The sequence below is a fragment of the Paracoccus everestensis genome, from assembly GCF_021491915.1.
GTDB classification, from domain to species: domain Bacteria; phylum Pseudomonadota; class Alphaproteobacteria; order Rhodobacterales; family Rhodobacteraceae; genus Paracoccus; species Paracoccus everestensis.
In genome coordinates this window covers 908,431-932,692 of the sequence record NZ_CP090836.1, presented here as the reverse complement: position 1 = coordinate 932,692, position 24,262 = coordinate 908,431, and the positions used below count along the sequence as shown (strand labels likewise).

Genomic DNA, 24,262 nt, shown 5'->3' with positions numbered 1-24,262 from the left:
CCGGGTGTCATGGCAGGCGCGCGTTCGGAAGGATGCTAGCAGCGCGACAGTTCGTCGCAAGCCTTATCCGCGAAACCGTTCCGCCAAGGCCTCGGCCACAGGGGGCGTCACGAACTTCGACACGTCGCCGCCAAGGCGCGCGATTTCCTTGACCAGCTTGGATGCGATGGCCTGGCGCCGGGCATCGGCCATCATGAACACCGTCTCGATGCTGGAATCAAGCGCGCGGTTCATGCCCACCATCTGGAATTCGTATTCGAAATCCGCGACCGCGCGCAGCCCGCGCACGATGACCTGGGCACCCACGTCTCGGGCGCAGTCGATCAGCAGGTTCTCGAACGGGTGGACGACGATCTCGCCCCCGGTGCGCTCGGTGATCTGGGCGCATTCGGCCTGCACCATCGCCACGCGGTCTTCCAGCCCGAACAAGGGGGACTTGTCGCGGTTGATGGCGACGCCGATCACCAGGCGATCCACCAGCGCCATGGCGCGCTGGATGATGTCGACATGGCCCAGCGTGATCGGATCGAAGGTGCCGGGATAAAGACCGATGCGCATGAACGGGCGTCCTTTGCTTGCCTGCCCTGCAGGAAAAGCGGATTCCTGCCAAGATTGCAAGCGATTGCGCGGGCTGTCAGGCCCCCATGATCATCCCGGTCAGGGCCTCTTTCTCGGCGGCCAGTTCCTTGAGCCGCCCGCTGACCGCATCGCCGATGGACACCACGCCCAGCATATTGCCGTCGGGATCGACCACCGGCATATGCCGGAACCGCCCCTGGGTCATGCGTTCCAGGATCGCCAGGGCGTCGTCGCCCATCGTGCAGGTCTGCACGGCGCGGGTCATCACGTCGCTGATCGGGGTGGACAGAACCCCGGCGCCCTGCGCGCCAAGCTGGCGCACGATGTCGCGTTCCGAGAGAATGCCCTGCGGTTTCCTTCCGTCCTCGGACACGACCACGGCGCCGATGCGATGCTCGGACAGAACCTTCACCGCTTCGCCCAGGGTTGCATCCGGGCGAATGGTCAAGATCGTCTGTGCCTCGATCCCCGGCTTTCCCGAGCTGGATTTGGTCGACAGCAGCTGATTGACGAGCATGGGGCATTCTCCAATAGCGATATTGCTGGTTCATCATTTTCCCCGAATCGTGATCCGTCAAGGGCTACAAAGGCGCGAGGCCGAAAGCAGCGATTCAAGGCGCGCGACTTCGGCCCGCAGGCCTTGCGCCAGCAGGTCGGCCAGCAGCGACAGCCGCCGGGACGCGCGGTCGTCGGCATGGCGGATCAACCAGAAGCTGCGCTTCAGGGCGATGCGTTCGGGCAGCACCAGTTCCACCCCCGGCGCAAAGGGAATGGCGAAGTCATGCACGATGCCGACGCCCGCCCCCGCCCGGATCGCCTGCATCTGCACCGACACCGAGTTTGAGGTGATCGCCGCCGACTGCACCCCGGTCTGCGACAGATAATCCAGTTCCCGGTCGAAGATCATGTCGGGAATGTATCCGATCATCCGATGCCCGCGCAGGTCGGACAAATCGCGGATCGGCGGGGCGGCGCGCAGGTAATCGGCGTGCGCGGCCAGGTGCAGGTGGTAATCCGTCAGCCGTTGCACGGTAAGCCGACCCGTATCCGGGGGCGAGACCGCCACAGCCATGTCGGCCTCCCGCTTGGTCAGGTTCACGACGCGCGGCAGGGCGACGATCTGGATTTCCAGCCCCGAGTGGGCGGCGCACAGGTCGCGCGCCACCTGCGGCAGCAGGTAGTTCGCGCAGCCATCCGGCGCGCCGATGCGCAACTGGCCGGTCAGCCCGGCCTCGCGGCGGGTCGCCTCGGCTGCGGCATTGGCGCCCTGCTCGGCGGCCTCGGCAGGGGCGACCAGGCGTGCCCCCTCGGCCGTCAGGGCATATCCCTGCGGGGTCTTGGCGAACAGCGCCGCACCGACGGATGCCTCCAGGCGCGCGATTCGGCGCCCGACCGTGGACGCGTCCATGCCCAGCCTGCGGCCCGCGCCGGACAGGCTTTCGGCCCGCGACACTGCCAGAAAGATGCGCAAGTCGTCCCAGTCCACCCGTGCCCCTTTGCAATTATGCAAAACGTCTTTGCCACCCTGCCCCTTTCTCCGGCAATTCCGCAAGGCTAGGCTGCGCCCAATCAAGGAGGATGCGATGAAAGAGATTCACCACTGGATCGATGGCAAGGAATACAAGGGCACGTCGGGCCGGTTCAGCGATGTCTTCAACCCCGCCACGGGCGAGGTTCAGGCGCGCCTGTCGCTGGCCACCAAGGCCGAACTGGACCATGCCGTCGAACGCGCGGCCGAAGCGCAGGTCAAATGGGGTGCCACCAACCCCCAGCGCCGCGCCCGGGTGATGATGGAATTCGTGCGCCTGATCAACCGCGACATGGACAAGCTGGCCGAGGCGCTGTCCTCCGAGCATGGCAAGACCTTTCCCGACGCCAAGGGCGACGTTCAGCGCGGCCTTGAGGTGATCGAGTTCTGCGTGGGCGCGCCGCATCTGCTGAAGGGCGAGTTCACCGACAGCGCAGGCCCCGGTATCGACATGTATTCCATGCGCCAGCCGCTGGGCGTGGTGGCGGGCATCACGCCCTTCAACTTTCCCGCCATGATCCCGCTGTGGAAGATGGGTCCGGCCCTGGCTGCCGGGAACGCGATGATCCTGAAGCCGTCGGAACGCGACCCGTCCGTGCCGCTGATGCTGGCCGCGCTGCTGCAAGAGGCAGGCCTGCCCGACGGCATCCTGCAAGTCGTGAACGGCGACAAGAACAGCGTCGATGCGATCCTGGACAACCCGACCGTGCAGGCCGTGGGCTTTGTCGGATCGACCCCGATCGCGCAGTACATCTATGAACGCGCGGCGGCGACGGGGAAGCGGGCGCAGTGCTTTGGCGGCGCCAAGAACCACATGATCATCATGCCGGACGCCGATCTGGACCAGGCGGCGGATGCATTGGTCGGCGCGGGCTATGGCGCGGCGGGCGAGCGCTGTATGGCGATTTCCGTGGCCGTCCCGGTTGGCGAAAAGACCGCCGACGCGCTGATCGAGCGGCTGGTGCCGCGGATCGAGAAGCTGAAGGTCGGCCCGTGGACCGCCGGCGACGATGTGGATTACGGTCCGGTCGTCACCAAGGCCGCCAAGGAAAACATCCTGCGGCTGGTGCAGACGGGCGTGGACCAGGGCGCGGAACTGGTCATCGACGGCCGCGATTTCCACCTGCAGGGCTACGAGAACGGCTTCTTCGTCGGCCCTCATCTGTTTGACCGCGTGACCCCCGACATGGACATCTACAAGACCGAGATTTTCGGCCCGGTCCTGTCCACCGTCCGCGCCGGATCATACGAGGAAGCCATCGGCCTGGCGATGAGCCACGAATACGGCAACGGCACCGCGATCTATACCCGCGACGGCGACACCGCCCGCGATTTCGCCAGCCGCATCAACATCGGCATGGTCGGCATCAACGTGCCGATCCCGGTTCCGCTGGCCTACCACACCTTCGGCGGCTGGAAGAAATCGGGCTTCGGCGACCTGAACCAGCACGGGCCGGACGCCTTCCGGTTCTATACCCGGACCAAGACCGTCACGGCCCGCTGGCCGTCGGGCATCAAGGAAGGCGGGGAGTTCAACTTCCGCGCCATGGACTGAGACAACAAAGGGCGGGGATCATCCCCGCCCTTTCCTTGACCCGCCCCTTGCATTGCGGGCAGCCGCGCGCTTCCATCCCACGCAAGCCAGCAAAGGAAGCCCATGTCCGACGATCCCCCTTTCACCCTTGGCATCGAGGAAGAATACCTGCTTGTCAGCCCGGACACGGGCCAGCTTGCCCCTGCCCCCGATGCCATGATGGCCGATTGCCGGGACGTCCTGGGCGACGCCGTCAGCCCCGAATTCCTGCGCTGCCAGATCGAGGTCGGAACGCCGGTATCGGCCGACATCGCCCAGGCGCGCGATCACCTGGCGCATCTGCGCCGGACGGTGGCGCGGATCGCGGGGGAATACGGGCTGGCGCCCATTTCGGCGTCTTGCCACCCCTTCGCGGATTGGCGCGACCAGTTCCACACCGACAAGGATCGCTATCACCAGTTGTCGCGCGACATGGGGGCGGTGTCGCGCCGGATGCTGATCTGCGGGATGCACGTCCATGTGGGCATCGAATCGCCCGCCATGCGCATCGACCTGATGAACCAGATGACCTATTTCCTGCCGCATCTTCTGGCGCTGTCGGCCTCCAGCCCATTCTGGCAGGGCAGCGATACGGGGCTTGCATCCTATCGCACCACCGTCTTCGGCGGGATGCCCCGGACCGGCTTTCCCCCGCAGTTCGGGGGCTGGGACGAATACGACCGGTCGGTCCGGGCGCTGGCCGACCTGGGCATCATCGGGGACAGTTCCAAGATCTGGTGGGATCTGCGGCCCTCGTCCAGGTTTCCGACGCTGGAAACGCGGGTCTGCGACGCCTCGCCCCGGCTGGACGACACGATCACGCTGGCGGCGCTGAACCAGGCCACGCTGCGGATGCTGTGGCGCCTGTCGCGGCAGAACCAACGCTGGCGGCAATACGACCCCTTTTTGCTGGGCGAGAACCGCTGGCGGGCCGTTCGTTACGGCATGACTGAAGGAATGATCGACTTTGGCGCGGGACAGATCATCCCCTTTGCCGAAGCCATCGAGGATTGGCTGGCCCTGATCGCCCCGGACGCCGATGCCCTGGGCAGCCAGCCCCAAGTCGCCCATACGCGCGAAATGGTGGCATCGGGCGGGTCTGCCGCACGCCAGCGCGCCGTCCTGGCCCGCGCCACCGCTGCGGGCGCCACGCGGGACCAGGCGATGGTCGAACTGGTCCGCCACCTGGCCGCCGAATTCCACCACGGCCTGCAACCCTTGCCAAACCCGGGCAGGCCGGGCAATTAAACGCATGTTCAATTTCGACAAGGGGATGGGGACATGGATTTCGCGCTGACCGAGGAACAGCAGGCCATCTTCGACATGGCGCGCGATTTCGGCCAGGATCGCATCGCCCCCAATGCCCGCGACTGGGAAGCCCGGGGCACCATCCCGCGCGACCTGTGGACAGACGTGGCGGCCCTGGGTTTCGGCGGGCTGTATGTTGCCGAGGAATACGGCGGGTCGGGCCTGTCGCGCCTGGACGGCACCCTGGTGTTCGAGGCGCTTGCCATGGCCTGCCCCTCGGTCGCGGCCTTTCTGTCGATCCACAATATGTGCGGCGGCATGATCGACAAGTTCGGATCGCCGGACGCCAAGGCCCGCTGGCTGCCGGGGCTGTGCGGGATGGACACCGTGTTCAGCTATGCCCTGACCGAACCGGGCAGCGGATCGGACGCCGCCGCCCTGCGCACCCGCGCCGACCGGACGGATGCCGGCTGGCGGCTGAACGGCACCAAGGCCTTCATCTCGGGCGGCAGCTATTCGGACGCCTATATCGCCATGGTCCGCACCGGCGGCGACGGACCCAAGGGCATCAGCGCCGTGATCGTCCCCGATGGCATCCCCGGCCTGTCCTTTGGCGCATTGGAAGACAAGATGGGCTGGCGCGCCCAGCCCACCGCGCAGGTCCAGTTTGATGACTGCGACATCCCCGCCGACAACCTTCTGGGCGATGAAGGGCGCGGTTTCGCTTATGCCATGGCGGGTCTGGATGGCGGTCGGCTGAACATCGCGGCGACCGCGCTTGGCGGGGCGCAGGCGGCGCTTGACGCGACACTGGCCTATATGGGCGAACGCCGCGCCTTCGGGCAAAGCCTGGACCAGTTCCAAGCCCTGCAATTCCGCCTGGCCGAGATGGAAACAGCCCTGCAATCCTCGCGCATCTTCCTGCGCCAGGCGGCATGGAAGCTTGACACCCACGCCCCGGATGCCACCAAGTTCTGCGCGATGGCCAAGCTGCACGTCACCGACCGCGCCTTCGAGGTCGCGAACGGCTGCCTGCAACTGCATGGCGGTTACGGCTATCTGGCCGATTACGGGATCGAAAAGATCGTGCGCGACCTGCGCGTCCACCAGATCCTGGAAGGCACGAACGAGATCATGCGCCTGATCGTCGGACGGGCGATGCTGGCCGAACGGGGGTAAGAATTGGACGACCTGAACATCCGCAAATCCGGCCGCGCCGGGCGCATCACCTTTACCCGGCCCAAGGCGCTGAACGCGCTGAGCCACGAGATGGCCCTGGCGATCCACGACGCCCTGGACGGCTGGCGTGATGACCCGCAGGTCGAGCTGGTCATTATCGACGCCGAAGGGGACCGGGCCTTTTGCGCGGGCGGTGACATCGCGGCGGTCTATCGCGCGGGCCTGGCAGGGGACTATGCCCTGGGACAGCGTTTCTTTGCCGACGAATACCGCATGAACGCGGCGATTGCCGATTATCCAAAGCCCATCGTGGCCTTCATGGGGGGCTTCGTGATGGGCGGGGGCGTGGGGGTTGGCGGTCATGCCAGCCATCGCATCGTCGGCGACACGACGCAGATCGCCATGCCCGAATCTGGGATCGGCCTGATCCCGGACGTGGGGGGCACCTGGCTTTTGTCCCGTGCGCCCGGCCGGATCGGCGAATACCTGGCGCTGACCGGGGCGCGGATGGGCGCGGGCGATGCGATCCACGCGGGGTTTGCCGACACCTATCTTCCCGAGGATCGCTGGCCCGATCTGATCGACCGCCTGGAGGCCACGGGCGATCTGTCCCTGATCGAGGGCGGCGACGCACCCTCGGCCCCCTTGAAGACCCGCGACCTGTCGGCCTTTGCCCAGGACACGGTGGCCGACATCATCGACGCGCTGGAACAGGACGGCGACGCCCAAACCCTGAAGATCCTGCACGCCAATTCGCCCCTGTCGATGGCGGCGGGGCTGGCCATGGTGCGCGCGGCGCGCGGCGACGCCCGGATGCAGGATGCCTTGGCCCGGGAATACCGCTTCACCTATCGCGCGACGCAGGAAACCGATTTCCTGGAAGGGGTGCGCGCCCAGATCATTGACAAGGACCGCAAGCCCAGGTGGATGTCCGACGCCAGCCCCGACCATGTGGCGGCGTTGCTGGCACCCTTGGGCGCACATGAACTGAGCTGGAGGGAACCGGCATGAAGATCGCATTCATCGGGCTTGGAAACATGGGCGCGCCGATGGCCCTGAACCTGGCGCAGGCCGGGCACGAGGTCACGGGCTTCGACACCGCCGCCCGGCCCGAGGGCCTGACCCTGGCCGACAGCGCCGCGTCTGCGGCAGCCGACGCCGACGTGGTCATCACCATGCTGCCCAACGGTCCCATCCTGCGCGCCGTGGCCGACCAGGTGATTCCCGCGATGAAACCGGGCGCGATCCTTTGCGACTGCTCCACCGTTGACGTGGACAGCGCCCGCGCGGTGGCAGACCAGGCCCGGGCGGCAGGGCTGGGGGCGCTTGACGCGCCGGTGTCGGGCGGCATCGGCGGGGCGCAGGCGGGCACGCTGACCTTCATGGTGGGCGGGCCGGACGATGCCTTTGCGACCGTCCGCCCGCTGTTCGACATCATGGGCCAGAAGGCCGTCCATTGCGGCGATGCGGGCGCCGGACAGGCCGCGAAAATCTGCAACAACATGATCCTGGGCGTCACCATGATCGCCACCTGCGAGGCTTTTGCGCTGGCCGACAAGCTGGGATTGGACCGCGCGAGGATGTTCGACGTGGTGTCGACATCCTCGGGTTACAGCTGGTCCATGAACGCGTATTGCCCGGCACCTGGCGTAGGTCCGAAATCGCCCGCCGACAACGGTTACAAGCCGGGCTTTGCCGCCGAACTGATGCTGAAGGATTTGAACCTGTCTCAGGCCGCTGCGTCCTCGGCCGGGGCGGACACCCCGATGGGTGCGCTTGCGCAACAGCTTTACCACCAGTTCGTTGAACAGGAAGGTGGGCGCGGCCGGGACTTTTCGGCAATGTTGCCACGCTTTGTCGAAAAAAACGGCTGACACGACAGAACTGTGACGAAACCAGGGAACCCGGACGGCGCCCGACCGGTTTTCCCTGCGAAGGATCGAAAAATGCCGGGCAGGACGATGATACGCAAGACCATGGCAATCGCGACCGCCGCAGGGGCAGCCGTCGTGATCGCCATTCTCGGCAACCAGGCCCCTCAAGCGCAGGAAACTCCGGCAGTGCAAACGGAACCGCGCGTGCTGACGCCCGGCGACAGGCTGTCGGCCGAAGACATCAACCTCATCGAACAGCCCGGCCGCTATGGCCTTGGATCGGACCTTCGTGGCAGCCGCTATGCGATCGTTGACGGGCACCTGGTCCGCATCGACCCACAGACGATGGAACTGCAATCCATCCTGCGCAAGGACAGCGTCGCCTTCGATTGATCGGGGGAAAGGTTGGAGCGGGTGATGGGAATCGAACCCACGTATTCAGCTTGGAAGGCTGCTGCTCTACCATTGAGCTACACCCGCATGGGCGGTGGTATAGGCCAGGCGCGCGGGTCGTGCAACCGTCATCGGCGGGTCTGGAAAAAACCCTGCAACAGCGCCCTCGCGTTCTTGGCGTCGATCCCGTCGTAAACCTGCGGGCGGTGATGGCATTGCGGATGGTCGAACACCTTTGCCCCATGTTCGACCCCGCCCATGCGCACGTCGCTGGCCCCGTAATACAGCCGTCCGATCCGCGCCGCGGAAATCGCCGCCGCGCACATGGGGCAAGGTTCCAGCGTGACCCACAGGTCATGGCCGGGCAGCCGTTCCGATCCCACCGCCCGGCAGGCTTCCCGGATCGCCAGGATCTCGGCATGGGCCGTCGGATCGGACAATTCGCGCGTCCGGTTTCCTGCCGCCGCGACCACCCGGCCGTCGGGGGCTACCACGACGGCGCCCACCGGAACCTCGTCCCGCAGCGCCGCAGCCCTTGCCTGATCCAAGGCCAGGGCCATATGAGAGGTGAAGCGGGTCATATGACCCCCTTGTCGCAGGGGCGCGGCCACCGTGCAAGTCGCCCTTTCCCCCGTCCCGCGCGCCCGCTAGAAGCGCGCCTTTGCCACCGCAGCGATGCGCAGGAGAGATCGCCATGACCGACGACACTACGCCAGCACCCCGCCAATCCGCCAGCCAGTCCGCCGACCGCATCGCCAAGGTGATGGCCCGTGCGGGCGTGGCCAGCCGCCGGGACGCCGAACGCATGATCCTGGAAGGCCGGGTCACGGTGAACGGCAAGAAAATCGACAGCCCCGCACTGGACGTGCTGCCCAGCGACCATATCACCGTGGACGGGAAAAAGCTGGACGAACCGCAGGAAACGCGGCTGTGGCTGTATTACAAGCCCATTGGCCTTGTCACGTCCGAGGCCGATGAAAAGGGCCGCCAGACGGTGTTCGACGCCCTGCCCCGTGACCTGCCGCGCGTGATGACCATCGGGCGGCTGGACTTGACCTCGGAAGGCCTGCTGCTGCTGACCAACGACGGCGAATTGAAGCGGCGGTTGGAGCTTCCCTCGACCGGGTGGCTGCGGCGGTATCGGGTGCGGGTGAACGGCACGCCCAGCGACATGACCTTTGACCCGCTGCGCCGGGGCGCCACCATCGAGGGCGAGGAATTCGCGCCCATGGAAATCAAGCTGGACAGCCAGCAAGGTGCCAATGCCTGGCTGTCTGTCGGCATCCGCGAAGGCAGGAACCGCGAAATCCGCCGGGCGATGACGCATGTGGGCTTGCAGGTGAACCGGCTGATCCGCATCGGCTATGGTCCCTTCAAGCTGACCGGCATGGAAAAGAACGAGGTGGTCGAGGTCAAGCGCCGCGTGTTGCGCGACCAGTTGGGCGGGCTGCTGACGGGCGAGGAAAACGCCCCCAAGGACCGCGAAATGCGTCCCCGTGGCGCCGAAGGCACCCGTCCGCGCCGGGATGATGGCGAAGCGCCCCGCCGCAGCTTCCGGTCTGCCGGCGGCGAAGGGGAAGGCCGCTTTGTGCGCAAGCCCGGCGGTCCGCGCGACAGTTCGGATCGCCCCGCACGGCCCTGGTCCGAGGGCGGCGATGACCGGCCGCAATTCCGGGACAAGCGCCCGCAAGGCGACGACCGCCCTGCCCGCCCCTGGTCCGGCAAGCCGCGCGAGGATCGCGATGGCGCCGGCGATCGGCCACGTTTCAACAAGCCCACCGGGGACGCGCGCGGCGGCAAGCCGGGCTACAAGCCGCGCGGCGACCGTCCCGAGGGTGATCGGGGGTTCAAGCCAAGAGGCGACCGGCCCGAAGGCGAACGCGGCTACAAGCCCCGCGGTGATCGCCCCGAGGGTGAGCGCGGCTACAAGCCAAGGGGCGACCGGCCCGAGGGGGGCTTCAAGCCTCGTCGGGATGGTGATCGGACCGACAGTGAACGGGGCTTCAAGCCCAGGGGCGATGGAAAACCCGCAGAACGCGGCTTCAAGCCACGGGGAGAGGGCAAGCCGGGCGGCGAACGGGGGTTCAAGCCGCGTGGGGACGGGCCGCGTGGGGACAGGCCTCGGGCCGATGGGCCGCATGGAGGCGGCAAGCCGGGCGAACGCAAGTCCTTTGGAAAACCGGGCGGGCCGAAACCCGCACGCAGCGGTGCCGGGGGTGGTCAGGACGCCCGGTTCACCGACAAGCCGCGCGGGCGGCCCGAAGGCAAACCGGGCGGTCGTCCCGGAGGCAAGCCGCGCGGGTGATCCGCCGCCCGCCCCCGGGCCGCCCTCAAGGGCCGGTCCGGGACGAAGGAGGGATCACTTCGTCAGGATCAACTTGCCCGCGCGCGTGATGCGCAGTTGATAGATCTGTTCGTCCAGGACGATCAGCGCCTGGTTGCCGCCCCGCGTCAGTTGCGTCGCTTCATGCTGCGGGATGCGCGTCAGAACGCTGGTCGCCGGGTGCTGGAAATCTGCGGGACGTACTGCGGTCATGATCAGCCTCTTGGGGTTAGCCTTGCATTGCAGCAAATCTGACGAAAACAATATGGATTGTCAAAGTAAAATAGTCGGAAATCTTTTCCGCGTCCGAACAGTGTTATTTTGGCTGTTCCCCGCCAAGACATCCGGCCAGAACAGCCGCCATGTTCTCCAGCGTTTGTTCGTATAATCCGGGCCCGATTTCCTGCATTCCTCCTTCGGGTTCCAGTTCGTTCCCCATTCTGACCAGGGTGCCCTCGATAACGGTCTGCACCAGCTTGGGATCGCCGCCAAATTCAGGAAAGGCGCAGGTTGCCCCGGTCTCGGCGATCTGGTCGCGAATCTGGCTCAGGCGTGCGGCGGACGGGGTGCTGGCATCGCCCAAGGATACTGCAATGGCGGGGCGCAATCCGAAATGGTCGGTGAAATAGCCATAGGCGTCGTGAAAAACGACAATGCCGTCATCGCGATAAGGGGCCAGTTCCGTCTGGATTCGCGCATCCAGATCCGCAAGCCGGCGATCCGCCGCCGCCGCATTCCGGGCATAAAGATCGGCATTTCCGGCGTCGGTCTGCTCCAGCATTTCCTCGATGGCCTCCAGCCAGAGCCTTGCATTGGCCGGATCCAGCCAGGCATGAGAATCGGTGCCGTCATGGTCATGGCCATGATCGTGGTCATGCGCATGGTCGTCATGCGCATGGTCGTCGTGATCGTGGCCGTGATCGTCGCCATATCCGCGCAGATGCGTGCCCGGCACCTCCAGCAGGCGCAGTTGAGGGGTCTCGGCCCCCACCGAGGCAGCGGCGCGGTCCAGCCAGGGGGTCAGTTCCGGTCCCGTCCAGACCAGCAGGCCCGCATCCTGCAAGCCGCGCGCATCCGAGGGGCGCATCTGGTGATGATGCGCGCTGGCCCCCTGCGGCAGCAGAACCTGCACCTGCGCAAGATCGCCTGCCACCTGCGCGACCAGGGATGCGGTGATCGGGGTATCGACGACCACCTGCAAGGGCTGGGCCGTGACCGGGCCAGCGGCCGTCAAGGCCAGAACGGAAAGCATCATGCGCATCGTGCACCTTTTGTTTGGTTTCTTGCAGGTCCGCGCTTTTTCATGTTACATCATAACAAGTCAATCATAAATGTGATAAAGTAACAAATTGACCGATCACGCTGTCCATCCAACCCCCGCCTTTGCCCCGCACGACCATCAGGCTTGCGAAACGCGCGCGCTTGACCAAGCGCGCGACCGTCTGGCCGAAAACGGCGCGCGGCTAACCCCCGTCCGGCGGCGGACCCTTGAAATCCTGCTGGAATCGCACCGGGCCATGGGTGCCTATGAGGTTCTGGACCGCCTGGCGGCCGAGGGATTCGGCCGGCAGCCGCCAGTGGCCTATCGCGCCCTGGAATTTCTGGTGGAACATGGGTTGGCGCATCGCTTGCAACGGTTGAACGCCTTTGCCGCCTGCCTGCATCCCGGCCACGACCATGCGCCCGCCTTTCTGATCTGCCGGTCTTGCGATATGCTGGCCGAACTGCCCGCCGCCCCGGTCCGCGACGCCTTGACGGCTCTGGCCGCCGAAAACGGCTTCCAGGTCGAGCGCGTCACGATCGAGGCATTAGGCCTTTGCCCCGCCTGCGCAGGAACCCAGCCGTGACCGCCCTGATCCAGGCCCAGGGCCTCACCATCCATCGGCCGGGCGGACAGGAAACCGTCCTGGAGGGCGTCGACTTCCGCATTGCGGCCGGAGAGATCGTGACGGTGGTCGGGCCGAACGGATCGGGCAAATCCTCGCTGGTGCGGGCGCTGCTGGGGCATATGCCGCTGGCACGGGGCCAGGTCGCACGCAAGCCGGGGTTGCGCATCGGCTATGTGCCGCAACGGGTGCTGGTCGATACCACCATCCCCATGACCGTGCGCCGCTTCCTGTCCCTGCCCCGCCGTGTGGACGACCGCGACGCCGCCCAGGCCCTAGCCCGGACAGGCGTCGATGGGGTGGGCGCGCGCCAGTTGACGCAGTTGTCGGGCGGTCAGTTCCAACGGGTGCTGCTGGCCCGCGCGCTGCTGCACGACCCTGAACTGCTGGTGCTGGACGAACCCACGCAAGGGTTGGACCAGCCCGGCATCGTCGCCTTCTACAAGCTTATCGAGGAGGTGCGCCGCCAGACCGGCGCCGGCATCCTGATGGTCAGCCACGACCTGCTGGTGGTGATGCGCGCGTCCGACCGGGTGATCTGCCTGAACGGCCATGTCTGCTGCGAGGGCACCCCCCAGCACGTCAGCACCGCCCCCGAATACCGCGCCCTGTTCGGGGCCGAGGCCGAGGGTACGCTGGCACTGTATCGCCACCACCATGATCATGATCACGACCATGATCACCACCATGCCGGGGCGCATTGATGCTGGACGATTTCTTCATCCGCGCGGTTCTGGCGGGCTTGGGCATCGCCCTTGTCGCTGGCCCCCTGGGCAGCTTTGTCGTGTGGCGGCGCATGGCCTATTTCGGTGACGCCACCGCCCATGCGGCGATCCTGGGCGTGGCGATCAGCCTGGCCTTCCAGATCTCGATTTATGCCGGCACGATGCTGGTGGCCTTGGCGATGGCCCTGGCGATCTCGTCGCTGGTGTCGCGGGGGCAGGCGATGGACACGATGCTGGGCGTCTTGTCGCATTCCGCCTTGGCCATCGGCTTGGTCGCGATCAGCTTTGTGCCCACAGCGCGATCGGATCTGTCGGCCTATCTGTTCGGCGACATCCTGGCGGTGGGCCGGGGCGATCTGGCGCTGATTTGGGCGGGCGCGGCCGCGGTGCTGGCCGTTCTTGTCTGGCGGTGGCAACGGCTGCTGACCGCATCGCTGAACGAGGAGCTGGCCATGGCCGCCGGAATCGACCCCCGCGTCGAACGGCTGGTGCTGTCCCTTGCGCTGGCGGTCGTGGTGGCCTTGTCGATCCGGGTGGTCGGATCGCTGCTGATTTCCGCCATGCTGATCGTTCCGGCGGCTGCCGCCCGCGGATTGTCGCGCAGTCCCGAAAGGATGGTTGGCAACGCCATGCTGATCGCGGCCCTGTCGGTCATGGCGGGGCTTTGGACCAGCCTGCGCGCGGACACTCCGGCGGGTCCGTCCATCGTGGCCGCGGCCACCATGATTTTCCTGATTTCGCAAGCTTTTCGCCGCACTTAGTGCAGGATTGCAACACCCCTGGAGGCACCATTTCCATGGCGGAACCAAGGGTCGGCAGGGGTGTTGGCCAATATGCAACAGTCTGCACGAGCCAGCGACGGATTTGAACCAATGCAGCTTTCAAACGTCTGGGGATTGTGTAACTGTCGCCTCGATGTTGCCGGTGACGGCAGCTTTCAACGAAACGGAGCATGATCATGACCAAATTCGCTACTTTCGCTGCCGCTCTTGGCCTGACCGCCACTTCGGCTCTGGCCGGTGGCTATGTCGCCCCCATCGTGGACGTTGAGCCTGTTGTTGTGGAGGAGCGTCCCGCTTCGACCAACGCTGGCCTGGTTGTCCCGGCCCTGCTGCTGCTGGGCGTTATCGCCGCCGTCGCTTCGGACGACGACGACGATGATAACAACACCACTGCTGAAGATTGATTTCTGAACGGAACCCGGGTTCCGTCGGATATAAAGGGCTGGCTTTTGGCCAGCCCTTTTTCGTTGCGCCGGTGGACAGGAACCGAGGCCGGGCGTAACCTGTCCCCAGACCGTTCGGGAAACCTGCGAGGTGACCATGCACCGGCTTCTGATCCTGGCCTTTATGGCGGCACCCGTTCCGGCGGCCGCGCAACCCGAGACCGAGGACGGGCTTGGCCTGGTCGAACGCGGCCTTGGCATCATCGCCGACAACCTGTGGACCGAATTCGGGCCGCAGCTGGGCCAACTGGGCCAGGGCATGGGCGCGGCATTGACCGATCTGGGGCCGGTCCTGCAGGATCTGGCGGTTCTGGTCGATGACCTGGGCAATTACCAGCCCCCCGAGCGGTTGGAGAATGGCGACATCCTGATCCGCCGCCGCGCCGATGCGCCCCCGCCTCCTCCGCTTGGAGAATCGCTGCGCGACCTAGGCGGCACCGATGGCCCGCAGGTTCCCATAGACCCCGACCAGCCCGAGATCCCCTTATAGACCCCGGCTTGCTGAATCGGCTAGGTTGCGGAAAATGCAAAGGAATCGGTGATGGGTGATTTGCTGGCCGCACAAGCCGGGGATGTGTTTAGGATCGGCCTTCTGGTGGCGCTGCTGCTGACAACCCTGCGCAACCGCCCGATCACGGGGATGTTGCTGCCCTTGGCCGCAGGGGCCTTCTTCGTGGCGGTGATCATTCCGCTGACCGGCGCCACCACCCGGCCCGAGCCGCTGCCCACGCAGGTGCTGGCCGGACTTGTCGTGAATGCGGTCTATATTGCCATCGGGCTGGCCCTCTGGTCGCTGTGGAAGCGGCGTAGATAGTTTTCAGCTTAGCAGCCGCATCATTTCGGCCCGCAGTTCGGACAGTTCGAACGGCTTGGCGATGAAGCCGTCCGCCCCAAGCGCCATGCCACGGCGCTTTTCGACAATGGACCCGCGCGCGGTCATCAGCAGGATGCGCACACCCGAAAGACCCGGATCTGCGCGCAGCCGTTCCACGATCTCGTAACCGGACATATCCGGCAGCATCACGTCCAGCAGCACCAGGTCTGGGCGTTCGCTGCGGATCGCGTTCAGCGCCGGGCCGCCTTGCGAATGGCGCGAATGAGCATGGCCGTCGCGGGCCAGCAGGAATTCCAGGGCCATGGCGATGTTGTCCTCGTCCTCGACAACAAGAATGCGCGCCATGAGCCAAGCTTTCCTGGACTAACAGGGGGATGCCGGGCCGGGGGTTTCCCGGCCCGGGCAGGGATCACACGTTGTCGTCGGCGAAGATGTTCTTCTTGTGGCTGTCGTTCGGCACGAACAGGGTGCCGATGATCACCGTCATGACTGCGATCACGATGGCATACCACAGGCCCGCGTAGATGTTGCCGGTCTGGGCCGAGATCGCAAAGGCGGTCGCGGGCAGCAGGCCGCCGAACCAGCCGTTGCCGATGTGATAGGGCAGCGACAGGCCAGAATAGCGGATCCGGGTCGGATAGAGTTCCACCAGCTGCGCGGCGATCGGACCATAGACCATCGTCACCAGCACGATCAGATAGGTCAGGATCAGCACGACCTTGATGTTCTGCCCGTTGAAGATGTCGAAGAAGTGGTTGGCCTTGGCGATGGTGGTGTTGTCGGCAGCCGTCAGCGGATAGCCGGACGCAGTCAGCGCCGCGTTGACTTCGGCCGTGAAGCGGGTTTTTTCCGCAGCCAGGGCATCGCCCGTCAGCGTGTTGCCGTCATAGGCCTGAATGACCGTCTCGCCCACCTGGACCGAGGCCACGGTGCCTGCCGGGGCTTCGACCGTTTCCTGCACGTTCACGGACGACCGCGACAGTGCCGCCTTGACGATGTCGCAGCTGTTGTTGAACTGCGCGGTGCCGACCGGGTTGAACTGGAACGAGCAGTCGTCAGGCGCGGCGGTCACGATGACCGGGGTTTCCTGGGCCGCGTGCAGCGCCGGGTTGGCGACGCTGGTCAGCATCGGGAAAACCCACATATAGGTCGCGGCAGCCAGGGCGCAGCCGCCCAGGATGATCGGCTTGCGGCCGATGCGGTCGGACAGCGAGCCGAAGAAGATGAAGCCCGCAGTGCCCAGGATCAGCGACCAGGCGACAAAGACGTTGGCGCTGAACTGGTCGACCTTGACCACGTTCTGGATGAAGAACAGGGCATAGAACTGGCCCGAGTACCACACGACGGCCTGGCCTGCCGTCAGACCGAACAGCGCGATCAGGGCGATCTTGCCGTTTCTCCAGTTGCCAAAAGCCTCTTTCAGCGGTGCCTTGGACTGCGCGCCTTCTTCCTTCATCTTCTTGAAGGCGGGGGATTCGTTCATCTGCAGGCGGATATAGAGCGAGATCAGCAGCAGGAAGACCGAACCCAGGAACGGGATGCGCCAGCCCCAGGCCCGGAACGGCTCCAGCATGACCTGGGCGCCGGTCGCGTCCAGCAGCGGCTGTCCGTCCAGGCCCAGTTGCGGAACCATGGGATAGTTGCCGTTCACATAAGCCGTGACCATCAGGATCACCACCAGCGACAGCAGCAGACCCAGCGTCGCCGTGGTCTGGATGAAGGCCGTGAAATAGCCGCGCTGTCCCTGCGGCGCGTGTTCGGCCACATAAACCGCCGCCCCGCCGTATTCGCCGCCAAGCGCCAGGCCTTGCAACATCCGCAGCGCGATCAGGATGATCGGGGCTGCGATCCCCCAGGACGCATATCCGGGCAGAAGGCCGACCAGGAAGGTCGAGAAGCCCATGATCAGGATCGTGGCCAGGAAGGTGTATTTCCGCCCGATGATGTCACCCAGCGACCCGAAGACAAGCGCGCCGAAGGGACGGACCAGGAAGCCCGCCGCAAAGGCCAGCAGCGCGAACACGTTGCGCGTCGCTTCCGGGAAGGCCGTGAAGAACTGCGCGCCGATGATCGAGGCCAGCGAGCCGTAAAGGTAGAAATCGTACCATTCGAAGATCGTGCCCGCGGACGAGGCCAGGATGACCTTCTTTTCCTCGGATGTCATGGGACGCGAACGGGTCGTCGCGTCGGGCGATGCGTAAGCCATCAATCCTCCTCCTGTTGGGCCAGCCCCTGTGCTGGCATGGGATCCCGACGGTCAAGCCTTCTCCGGTCGCGCTTCGGATGCCGAAACGCGGGCGGGGGATTGCTCGTCAGGCGGGTCTGGCGGCACCCGATCCTCCTTCGGAGGCCGCCTTGTCATCGCGGGGCGCGCATGGCCCCTTGCGTCAGGCCCGGTTCATCCGGTTGGCGATCAGGTCGTCGACCACCTCGGGTTCGGCCAGGGTCGAGATGTCGCCCAGGCTGCCATAGTCGTTCTCGGCGATCTTGCGCAGGATGCGGCGCATGATCTTGCCGGAACGGGTCTTGGGCATGCCGGGCGCCCATTGGATCACGTCGGGCTTGGCAATGGGGCCGATTTCCGTGCGGACCCATTTCTCCAGCTCGCCGCGCAACTCGTCGCTGGGCTCGACGCCGTTCATCAGCGTGACATAGGCATAGATGCCCTGCCCCTTCAGCGGATGGGGATAGCCGACCACGGCAGCCTCGGCGACCTTCTCATGGGCGACCAGGGCCGATTCGACCTCGGCCGTGCCCATCCGGTGGCCGCTGACGTTGATCACGTCGTCCACCCGGCCGGTGATCCAGTAATAGCCGTCCTCGTCGCGCCGGCAGCCGTCGCCGGTGAAGTAGTAACCGGGATATTGCTGGAAATAGGCCTCCATGAACCGCTGGTGGTCGCCCCACAGCGTGCGCATCTGGCCGGGCCAGCTGTCGGCGATGCACAGCACGCCCTCGGCCGGGTTGCCTTCGACCAGCTTGCCGCTTTCGGCCTCCAGGATCGCGGGCATGACGCCGAAGAAGGGGACCGTGGCGGAACCGGGCTTCGTTTCCGTCGCGCCGGGCAGCGGCGTGATCAGATGGCCGCCGGTCTCGGTCTGCCACCAGGTATCGACGATGGGGCAGCGGCCCTTGCCGATGTTTTCGTTATACCAGTTCCAGGCCTCGGGGTTGATCGGCTCGCCCACGCTGCCCAGCAGGCGCAGGCTGGACAGGTCGTGCTTCTCGATCGGCTCGGTGCCCTTGGCCATCAGCGACCGGATCGCGGTGGGCGCGGTATAGAACTGGGTGACCTTGTGCTTGGCGCAGACTTCCCAAAAGCGGCCGGCATCGGGATAGGTCGGCACGCCCTCGAACATCACCGTGGTCGCGCCATTGGCCAGCGGGCCATAGACGATATAGCTGTGGCCCGTGACCCAGCCCACATCCGCCGTGCACCAGAACACGTCGCCGTCATGATAGTCGAAGGTGTATTGATGCGTCATCGCGGCATAGACCAGATAGCCGCCGGTCGTATGCACGACCCCCTTGGGCTTGCCGGTCGAGCCGGAGGTATAGAGGATGAACAGCGGATCCTCGGCCCCCATCGGACGGGGCGGGCAATCGGGGCTGGCGGTTTCCATCAGCGCCTTCACGTCCACGTCACGGCCCCCGATCCAGGTCGTCTGGTCGCCGGTATGCTTGACCACCAGGCAGCGCACCCGGTCGGAACAATGCAGCAGGGCTGCGTCGGCATTCGATTTCAGGTTGGTCCTGCGCCCGCCGCGCGGGGCGGTGTCGGCGGTGATGACCACCTTGGCGCCGCAGTCGTTGATGCGGTTGGCCAGGGCATCGGGCGAAAAGCCCGCGAAGACGATGGAATGGATCGCCCCGATCCGCGCGCAGGCCAGCATCGCATAGGCCGCCTCGGGGATCATCGGCAGATAGATCACCACCCGGTCGCCGCGCATGATGCCCTGGGACAGCAGCACATTGGCAAAGCGGTTCACCTTTTCCGACAATTGGGCATAGGTAATGTGCTGAGCGGGCGTTGCGGGATCGTCGGGTTCGAAGATGATCGCGGTCTGGTTGGCGCGCGCAGGCAGGTGGCGGTCCACGCAGTTGACCGAGGCGTTGAGGATCCCGTCCTCGAACCACTTGATCGACACCTTGCCAAAGGTGAAGTCGGTGTTCTTCACGACGCTGTAGGGATGGATCCAGTCCAGCCGCTGTCCCTCGCGGCGCCAGAACGATTCGGGGTCGCTGACCGATTCGGCATAAAGGCGGGCGTAATCGCCTGGCCCCACATGGGCCTTTTCAAAACCTGCCGGAATTGGATGCTTTTCAATCGCTTCGGTCATCGTGGTCCCCTCCTCGCTTTTCGTGCCATGCTGCTGGCCGGTGCCTTTTGGCTGGTCGCAGCAGGACTTTCGGCGCGCCCTGGGAAATGTTAATCACATCGCAGAGAGTCTGTTAAGTGTTTTTATCGAAACGATAATTTTGAAAACTAATTGACGAAATTATTGGCGTGGCGGTAAATTATTCACAAGCCTTGCAAACCGCGCCGACCGGCGCCAGCGTTTGCGCATGACAAAGGATCCCGTTCGTACGATCACCGACGCCGCCCGCGACAGCGCGCGGGGGATGCTGGCCGCAATGCGTCATGCGGTGCTGGCGGTGAATGACCGGCCAACCGGCCACCCGCACCTGTCCAAGATCGCCTGCCAGATCGACGCATCCGGCGTGCCTGTTGCGCTGCTGTCGGGGCTGGCAGTCCACAGCCATGCGCTGGCCGCCGATGACCGCGCGGCGCTGCTGGTGGAAGCGCAGGGGGATCGGGGCGATCCGATGACCTGGCCGCGCCTGTCCTTGCAGGTCGCGGCCCATGTGATCGACGATCCTGCCGGACTGCGGGATCGCTGGCTGGATGCGCATCCCAAGGCAGCGGTCTTTATCGACCTGCCGGATTTTCGCTTTTGGCGGCTGGTGCCGCTGTCGGGCTTTCTGAACGCCGGTTTCGGCGCGGCGTTCCGGTTGACGCCCGCCGATCTGGGGTTGCGATGAAGAACCGCCGCGACGGGCGCGGCGGTCAGGCGGACTATTGCGGGCGGTCCATCCTCGCATAGATGGAGACCTTGCCCTTTACCCCCGATGGCCAGTTCAGCCGGATCTGACGCTTGGTGGTGCCGATTTCGGTCTGCACCCAGGGGGCGGCATCGACGCGCGCCCCGCTGGCGTTGACGATGGCCGATTCCGCGATCACCGACTGCACCGACTTGGCCCAGCCCTTGAAGGGCAGCCCGTCGATCACCGGCAAGGTCCACGCGGTCGAGGCCGAGGTCTGGTTGTGCTGCAACATCAGCGGGTTCGAGACATAGCTTTTCACGCCGTTGAAGGTGTTCCCCTCGAATTGCAGGTTGCGCATATTGTTGTAGTTCAGATCGGCGATCGAGGTATCGACCCGCTCGATCCGGTCGATGTCGCCATACAGCGCCTTGAAGACATTGCTGGTCACGGTCAGCCCGTGGATGAAATGCCCCGTGCCATAGGGCTTCACGGTCAGCCAAGTGAACCATGCGGCGGTGTTGGAACACAGGCAGGTGTTGCCGTTGATGGTCAACCCGCCAAAGCTGAACTCGTCTCCCGTGTAATTCGGCAGGGCGCTGTGTTCGTTGGTCCATTCGATCGACGCATTGTCGATGTAGTTGCCGTTGATCGTCGTCTGCACATTCGGCCGCGTCAGCACCAGCCCGGCATAGCGCAGTCCCTCGCCCGACCCGTCCCCCTGGAACCAGTGGTTGCCGGAAATGATATGCCCGCCGCCATTGGCGACCATGAAATGCGCGAAACGCACAAAGCGGTTGTCGCGCATCTTCACGTCATTGGCGTTGACGTTGATCGCGACCGTTTTCCGCTGCTGCGCGGGCAGGTCCATCTCGTTGGACAGGAACTGGCAGCGGTCCACCAGCATATCCTGGCATCCCCGCCCGATGGACGTGATGCCCCGGTCCCTGGGCTTGGTCAGATAGCAGTCGCGCAGCGCGATCATCTCGCCCTTGGGGGGCAGCATGATGCCGCTGGCGACGCCCTCGCAGTTCAGGTCCAGATCGACGAAATTCAGCCGCGACATCTGCTCGACGCCCGAAAAGTCGAACAGGTAGCGATAGCGTTCAAAGGAATAGCTGCGCGTCCCCGCCCCGCCGTAAAAGGGCTGCGACAGGGTCAGCGTGCGGGCGGCAACGTCCCTGGCGTTCACATACACCTCTCGGCCAACGCCATTGCCGATCACGCGGCTGCCCACCTCGATGGCGGCGACGTTGGCCACGTTGGACAGGCGCAAGGGCTGGGCGGGGTCATAGGTCGCCGTGCTGGTCCATTTGCCGGTGTCCCAGGCGGCGCCCGGCTTGGCGCTGAGGCTGCCGTTGCTGATCACGCGGCGATTGTCAAACCCGGTCAGGCTGGGGGCCAGGACGCCGACATCCAGCGGCTCCTCCAGATCGACGCGCCGCCCGCACAGGTCCAGCGACACATGGTCGGTATATCCGAACAACGCCTGCAAGGCCTTCTTCATACCCAGTGTCTCGCTGCCGAAGGCATCGGCATAGGTCGGGAAATCGAAGCTTTGCATCAAGGACACGCGCGTTTCCGTGGGCGTGCGGATCGTGCCCTTGAAGCGGATGGGACTGTTGATGCCTAGATCGCCGTTGATGAAGAAGGTGCCTTCCGGGACCACCACCCAGCCGCCATTCGCCGCCTGGTCGGCGGCAATGAACGCCGCGCGGTCGTTGGTCTCGTTGTCGCCCTTGGCACCGAAATCGCGCACATCCACCCAGTCGATCAGCGACGGGATAAAGGCCGATGTCACGTCCTCGATGCGGATCGATTCGATGCGAAAGGCCCCGCCGTTCGCGCCCACCAGATCCAGCCCGAAATGGCCATAGACCGGCGCCGTTCCCCAGGCCATGTCCACCCCGCGACGCGATCCGACACCGACAATGGCGCTGATCTCCACCACCTCGCCATAAGCGGTCAGGGGCAGGGTTGGCCCGACCTCGACCAGGCTGGCGACGCGGTTGCGCGACCCGTCCCCTGCCCATCCTGCGATCCGCGCGCCGCACAAGGCGCCCGCGACGGCCTTGATCCGGGCCGAGACGCGCAGATAGACGCCCGGGATCATGGGCGTCTCGCCCTTGAAGCGAATGCTTGTGGTGGTCTGCTGCTTCATCACCTCGAGGCAGGTGCCGAAATCCTGGTCCGCCGGGACAAGGGCGCCGTTGTCCGCCGATCCCCAGGTCGGGCTGCCGGGCGTGCCGTTCGTCGTGGACCAGGCATTCAGCCCACCCCGGAACGCGGGTGGCATCAGCACAAGCCCGTTGGTGATCGCGATGTTCATGACCTATCTCCTTCAGCCGCGGCAGGCGCATGGGTGAAGGGATAGTTACCAAACGGTTAACGCAGGATTGACGGGGCGGGCGTTGCAGCCCTGCCCCGCGCAACGGGTGTCAGAAGTGGATCGCCCGGCCGTATGCGTCCAGCACCGACTCGTGCATCATCTCGGACAGGGTGGGGTGCGGGAAGACGGTTTCCATCAGATCCTGCTCGGTCGTTTCAAGCTGGCGTCCGATGACATAGCCCTGGATCAGTTCCGTCACCTCGGCGCCCACCATGTGCGCGCCCAGCAATTCGCCCGTCTTGGCGTCGAAGACGGTCTTGATCATGCCTTCTGGCTCGCCAAGCGCGATGGCCTTGCCGTTGCCCATGAAGGGGAAGCGGCCGACCTTGACCTCGTGGCCCAGTTCCTTGGCCTTGGCCTCGGTCAGGCCCACGGATGCGACCTGCGGATGGCAATAGGTGCAGCCCGCGATGCTGGAGGGCTTGACCGGATGCGGATGCCCGCCCGCGATCAGTTCGGCCACCATCACGCCTTCATGGCTGGCCTTGTGCGCAAGCCAGGGCGCGCCCGCCACGTCGCCGATGGCATAAAGCCCGGGGACGCCGGTGCGGCAATATTCGTCGGTCAGGACATGGGTGCGGTCGATCTTCACGCCCAGGTCTTCCAGGCCCAGGTTTTCGACGTTGCCGACAATGCCCACGGCGGAAATCACCGTGTCGAAGTCCTGCGTCTCGGTCTTGCCGCCCGTTTCGATATGGGCGGTCACGGTGCCGCCCTTGCGGTCCAGCTTCTTGACCGTGGCCTTTTCCAGGATCTTCATGCCCTGCTTGACGAAAGCCTTTTTCGCGAAGGCGCTGATTTCCGCGTCCTCGACCGGCAGGACGCGATCCATCACCTCGACCACGGTGGTATCGGCACCCAGGGTGTTGAAGAAGCTGGCGAATTCGATGCCGATGGCGCCCGATCCGATCACCAGCAGCTTTTTCGGCATATGCGGCGGCACCAGCGCGTGCTTGTAGTTCCAGACCAGCTTGCCATCCGGCTCCAGCCCCGGCAGTTCGCGGGCGCGGGCGCCGGTCGCCAGGACGATGGACTTGGCGGTGACTTCCTCGGTGCCCTTGTCGGTCTTGACGCTGACCTTGCCGGGGGCGACCAGACGCGCCTCGCCCATGATGGTGGTGACCTTGTTCTTCTTGAACAGGTGGCCGATGCCGCCGGTCAGTTGCTTGGCAACACCGCGCGACCGGGCCACGACCTTTTCCAGGTCAAAGCCGATGCCGTCGGCCGACAGCCCGAAATCCTTGGCACGGTGCATCAGGTGGAACACCTCGGCCGATCGCAGCAGGGCCTTGGTGGGGATGCAGCCCCAGTTCAGGCAGATGCCGCCCAGATGCTCACGCTCGATGCAGGCGACCTTCAGGCCCAGTTGCGCGCCCCGGATCGCGGCGACATAGCCCCCCGGCCCGGCACCAATCACCACCATGTCGAAATTCTGGGCCATCAGCTATCCTCGTCTGGTCAC

25 protein-coding genes and 1 tRNA gene are annotated in these 24,262 nt (G+C 65.3%); 14 read left to right on the top strand and 12 right to left on the bottom strand.

Annotation, left to right across the window (positions count from 1 at the left end; all coding sequences use genetic code 11):
- Window positions 1-63: 63 nt before the first annotated feature.
- The 3 genes from coaD to LZ585_RS04610 all read right to left on the bottom strand — a co-directional run bounded on the left by coaD (window position 64) and on the right by LZ585_RS04610 (window position 2,065).
- Window positions 64-558: a pantetheine-phosphate adenylyltransferase gene (gene coaD / locus LZ585_RS04620; protein ID WP_234855255.1), complete on the bottom strand. Its 495-nt coding sequence runs from the start codon at window positions 556-558 to the stop codon at window positions 64-66.
- Window positions 559-634: 76 nt separating this feature from the next.
- Window positions 635-1,096 (bottom strand): CBS domain-containing protein, encoded by a 462-nt coding sequence (locus LZ585_RS04615; protein ID WP_234855254.1) that lies wholly within the window; start codon window positions 1,094-1,096, stop codon window positions 635-637.
- 57 nt (window positions 1,097-1,153) lie between these two features.
- Complete coding sequence (locus LZ585_RS04610; RefSeq protein WP_234855253.1) at window positions 1,154-2,065, bottom strand: LysR family transcriptional regulator; 912 nt, start codon at window positions 2,063-2,065, stop codon at window positions 1,154-1,156.
- 97 nt (window positions 2,066-2,162) lie between these two features.
- On the opposite strand from LZ585_RS04610, the gene LZ585_RS04605 reads away from it, so the two are divergent.
- The 6 genes from LZ585_RS04605 (at window position 2,163) to LZ585_RS04580 (ending at window position 8,374) form a co-directional block, all read left to right on the top strand.
- Window positions 2,163-3,662 carry a CoA-acylating methylmalonate-semialdehyde dehydrogenase gene (locus LZ585_RS04605; protein ID WP_234855252.1) on the top strand — a complete coding sequence of 500 codons (1,500 nt, stop codon included), beginning with the start codon at window positions 2,163-2,165 and terminating at the stop codon, window positions 3,660-3,662.
- Window positions 3,663-3,764: 102 nt separating this feature from the next.
- Complete coding sequence (locus tag LZ585_RS04600; RefSeq protein WP_234855251.1) at window positions 3,765-4,928, top strand: carboxylate-amine ligase; 1,164 nt, start codon at window positions 3,765-3,767, stop codon at window positions 4,926-4,928.
- Window positions 4,929-4,961: 33 nt separating this feature from the next.
- Complete coding sequence (locus LZ585_RS04595) at window positions 4,962-6,107, top strand: acyl-CoA dehydrogenase family protein (protein ID WP_234855250.1); 1,146 nt, start codon at window positions 4,962-4,964, stop codon at window positions 6,105-6,107.
- A 3-nt stretch (window positions 6,108-6,110) separates the two neighbouring features.
- On the top strand, window positions 6,111-7,118 hold the full coding sequence (locus tag LZ585_RS04590) for an enoyl-CoA hydratase/isomerase family protein (protein WP_234855249.1): 1,008 nt from the start codon (window positions 6,111-6,113) through the stop codon (window positions 7,116-7,118).
- Window positions 7,115-7,981 carry a 3-hydroxyisobutyrate dehydrogenase gene (mmsB, locus tag LZ585_RS04585; RefSeq protein WP_234855248.1) on the top strand — a complete coding sequence of 289 codons (867 nt, stop codon included), beginning with the start codon at window positions 7,115-7,117 and terminating at the stop codon, window positions 7,979-7,981. The genes LZ585_RS04590 and mmsB overlap by 4 nt, the downstream gene beginning before the upstream one ends.
- A gap of 87 nt (window positions 7,982-8,068) precedes the next feature.
- On the top strand, window positions 8,069-8,374 hold the full coding sequence (locus LZ585_RS04580; protein WP_234855247.1) for a hypothetical protein: 306 nt from the start codon (window positions 8,069-8,071) through the stop codon (window positions 8,372-8,374).
- Between the two features lie 13 nt (window positions 8,375-8,387).
- Here the strand turns inward: LZ585_RS04580 and LZ585_RS04575 are convergent.
- Together LZ585_RS04575 and LZ585_RS04570 are read right to left on the bottom strand one after the other, a co-directional pair.
- Window positions 8,388-8,461: transfer RNA gene (locus LZ585_RS04575), tRNA-Gly, on the bottom strand.
- A 41-nt stretch (window positions 8,462-8,502) separates the two neighbouring features.
- On the bottom strand, window positions 8,503-8,955 hold the full coding sequence (locus LZ585_RS04570) for a nucleoside deaminase (RefSeq protein WP_234855246.1): 453 nt from the start codon (window positions 8,953-8,955) through the stop codon (window positions 8,503-8,505).
- Window positions 8,956-9,068: 113 nt separating this feature from the next.
- Between LZ585_RS04570 and LZ585_RS04565 the strand changes: the two genes are divergently transcribed.
- The gene (locus LZ585_RS04565) at window positions 9,069-10,679 is read left to right on the top strand and encodes a pseudouridine synthase (RefSeq protein ID WP_234855245.1); all 1,611 of its coding nucleotides are present in this window, start codon (window positions 9,069-9,071) and stop codon (window positions 10,677-10,679) included.
- A 54-nt stretch (window positions 10,680-10,733) separates the two neighbouring features.
- On the opposite strand, the gene hemP is transcribed toward LZ585_RS04565, so the two are convergent.
- Together hemP and LZ585_RS04555 are read right to left on the bottom strand one after the other, a co-directional pair.
- Entirely contained in the window at window positions 10,734-10,910 is a 177-nt protein-coding gene (gene hemP / locus LZ585_RS04560) for a hemin uptake protein HemP (RefSeq protein ID WP_234855244.1), read from the bottom strand.
- A 103-nt stretch (window positions 10,911-11,013) separates the two neighbouring features.
- Window positions 11,014-11,958, bottom strand: a complete 945-nt coding sequence (locus tag LZ585_RS04555; RefSeq protein WP_234855243.1) for a zinc ABC transporter substrate-binding protein — start codon at window positions 11,956-11,958, stop codon at window positions 11,014-11,016.
- Window positions 11,959-12,046: 88 nt separating this feature from the next.
- On the opposite strand from LZ585_RS04555, the gene LZ585_RS04550 reads away from it, so the two are divergent.
- From LZ585_RS04550 to LZ585_RS04525, 6 genes are all read left to right on the top strand, one after another.
- Window positions 12,047-12,544, top strand: a complete 498-nt coding sequence (locus LZ585_RS04550) for a Fur family transcriptional regulator (protein ID WP_234855242.1) — start codon at window positions 12,047-12,049, stop codon at window positions 12,542-12,544.
- Window positions 12,541-13,287 carry a metal ABC transporter ATP-binding protein gene (locus LZ585_RS14940; protein ID WP_390625097.1) on the top strand — a complete coding sequence of 249 codons (747 nt, stop codon included), beginning with the start codon at window positions 12,541-12,543 and terminating at the stop codon, window positions 13,285-13,287. The genes LZ585_RS04550 and LZ585_RS14940 overlap by 4 nt, the downstream gene beginning before the upstream one ends.
- Entirely contained in the window at window positions 13,287-14,069 is a 783-nt protein-coding gene (locus tag LZ585_RS04540) for a metal ABC transporter permease (protein ID WP_234855241.1), read from the top strand. Before LZ585_RS14940 ends, LZ585_RS04540 begins: the two co-directional genes overlap by 1 nt.
- A gap of 197 nt (window positions 14,070-14,266) precedes the next feature.
- On the top strand, window positions 14,267-14,494 hold the full coding sequence (locus LZ585_RS04535; RefSeq protein ID WP_315857634.1) for a hypothetical protein: 228 nt from the start codon (window positions 14,267-14,269) through the stop codon (window positions 14,492-14,494).
- A 136-nt stretch (window positions 14,495-14,630) separates the two neighbouring features.
- Window positions 14,631-15,023, top strand: a complete 393-nt coding sequence (locus tag LZ585_RS04530; protein ID WP_234855239.1) for a hypothetical protein — start codon at window positions 14,631-14,633, stop codon at window positions 15,021-15,023.
- A gap of 51 nt (window positions 15,024-15,074) precedes the next feature.
- A complete protein-coding gene (locus LZ585_RS04525) occupies window positions 15,075-15,347 on the top strand; it encodes a hypothetical protein (protein WP_234855238.1) in 273 nt (90 codons plus the stop codon).
- Window positions 15,348-15,350: 3 nt separating this feature from the next.
- Here LZ585_RS04525 and LZ585_RS04520 read toward each other — a convergent pair whose 3' ends face one another.
- The 3 genes from LZ585_RS04520 to acs form a co-directional block, all read right to left on the bottom strand.
- On the bottom strand, window positions 15,351-15,713 hold the full coding sequence (locus tag LZ585_RS04520; RefSeq protein WP_234855237.1) for a response regulator transcription factor: 363 nt from the start codon (window positions 15,711-15,713) through the stop codon (window positions 15,351-15,353).
- 64 nt (window positions 15,714-15,777) lie between these two features.
- Window positions 15,778-17,574, bottom strand: a complete 1,797-nt coding sequence (locus LZ585_RS04515) for an MFS transporter (RefSeq protein ID WP_234855236.1) — start codon at window positions 17,572-17,574, stop codon at window positions 15,778-15,780.
- 181 nt (window positions 17,575-17,755) lie between these two features.
- Window positions 17,756-19,708 (bottom strand): acetate--CoA ligase, encoded by a 1,953-nt coding sequence (gene acs, locus LZ585_RS04510; RefSeq protein ID WP_234855235.1) that lies wholly within the window; start codon window positions 19,706-19,708, stop codon window positions 17,756-17,758.
- Between the two features lie 226 nt (window positions 19,709-19,934).
- Between acs and LZ585_RS04505 the strand changes: the two genes are divergently transcribed.
- A complete protein-coding gene (locus LZ585_RS04505) occupies window positions 19,935-20,411 on the top strand; it encodes a pyridoxamine 5-phosphate oxidase (RefSeq protein ID WP_234855234.1) in 477 nt (158 codons plus the stop codon).
- 34 nt (window positions 20,412-20,445) lie between these two features.
- Here the strand turns inward: LZ585_RS04505 and LZ585_RS04500 are convergent, their stop codons facing one another.
- Complete coding sequence (locus tag LZ585_RS04500; RefSeq protein ID WP_234855233.1) at window positions 20,446-22,740, bottom strand: glycosyl hydrolase family 28-related protein; 2,295 nt, start codon at window positions 22,738-22,740, stop codon at window positions 20,446-20,448.
- Between the two features lie 109 nt (window positions 22,741-22,849).
- Entirely contained in the window at window positions 22,850-24,244 is a 1,395-nt protein-coding gene (lpdA, locus tag LZ585_RS04495) for a dihydrolipoyl dehydrogenase (RefSeq protein ID WP_234855756.1), read from the bottom strand.
- Window positions 24,245-24,262 lie beyond the last annotated feature (18 nt).

Coding starts and splice junctions, on each gene's coding strand:
- coaD (WP_234855255.1), bottom strand. CDS start 558: ATGCGCATCGGTCTTTATCCCGGCACCTTCGATCCGATCACGCTGGGC.
- LZ585_RS04615 (WP_234855254.1), bottom strand. CDS start 1,096: ATGCTCGTCAATCAGCTGCTGTCGACCAAATCCAGCTCGGGAAAGCCG.
- LZ585_RS04605 (WP_234855252.1), top strand. CDS start 2,163: ATGAAAGAGATTCACCACTGGATCGATGGCAAGGAATACAAGGGCACG.
- LZ585_RS04600 (WP_234855251.1), top strand. CDS start 3,765: ATGTCCGACGATCCCCCTTTCACCCTTGGCATCGAGGAAGAATACCTG.
- LZ585_RS04595 (WP_234855250.1), top strand. CDS start 4,962: ATGGATTTCGCGCTGACCGAGGAACAGCAGGCCATCTTCGACATGGCG.
- mmsB (WP_234855248.1), top strand. CDS start 7,115: ATGAAGATCGCATTCATCGGGCTTGGAAACATGGGCGCGCCGATGGCC.
- LZ585_RS04580 (WP_234855247.1), top strand. CDS start 8,069: ATGATACGCAAGACCATGGCAATCGCGACCGCCGCAGGGGCAGCCGTC.
- LZ585_RS04570 (WP_234855246.1), bottom strand. CDS start 8,955: ATGACCCGCTTCACCTCTCATATGGCCCTGGCCTTGGATCAGGCAAGG.
- LZ585_RS04565 (WP_234855245.1), top strand. CDS start 9,069: ATGACCGACGACACTACGCCAGCACCCCGCCAATCCGCCAGCCAGTCC.
- hemP (WP_234855244.1), bottom strand. CDS start 10,910: ATGACCGCAGTACGTCCCGCAGATTTCCAGCACCCGGCGACCAGCGTT.
- LZ585_RS04555 (WP_234855243.1), bottom strand. CDS start 11,958: ATGCGCATGATGCTTTCCGTTCTGGCCTTGACGGCCGCTGGCCCGGTC.
- LZ585_RS04540 (WP_234855241.1), top strand. CDS start 13,287: ATGCTGGACGATTTCTTCATCCGCGCGGTTCTGGCGGGCTTGGGCATC.
- LZ585_RS04535 (WP_315857634.1), top strand. CDS start 14,267: ATGACCAAATTCGCTACTTTCGCTGCCGCTCTTGGCCTGACCGCCACT.
- LZ585_RS04530 (WP_234855239.1), top strand. CDS start 14,631: ATGCACCGGCTTCTGATCCTGGCCTTTATGGCGGCACCCGTTCCGGCG.
- LZ585_RS04525 (WP_234855238.1), top strand. CDS start 15,075: ATGGGTGATTTGCTGGCCGCACAAGCCGGGGATGTGTTTAGGATCGGC.
- LZ585_RS04520 (WP_234855237.1), bottom strand. CDS start 15,713: ATGGCGCGCATTCTTGTTGTCGAGGACGAGGACAACATCGCCATGGCC.
- LZ585_RS04515 (WP_234855236.1), bottom strand. CDS start 17,574: ATGGCTTACGCATCGCCCGACGCGACGACCCGTTCGCGTCCCATGACA.
- acs (WP_234855235.1), bottom strand. CDS start 19,708: ATGACCGAAGCGATTGAAAAGCATCCAATTCCGGCAGGTTTTGAAAAG.
- LZ585_RS04505 (WP_234855234.1), top strand. CDS start 19,935: ATGACAAAGGATCCCGTTCGTACGATCACCGACGCCGCCCGCGACAGC.
- LZ585_RS04500 (WP_234855233.1), bottom strand. CDS start 22,740: ATGAACATCGCGATCACCAACGGGCTTGTGCTGATGCCACCCGCGTTC.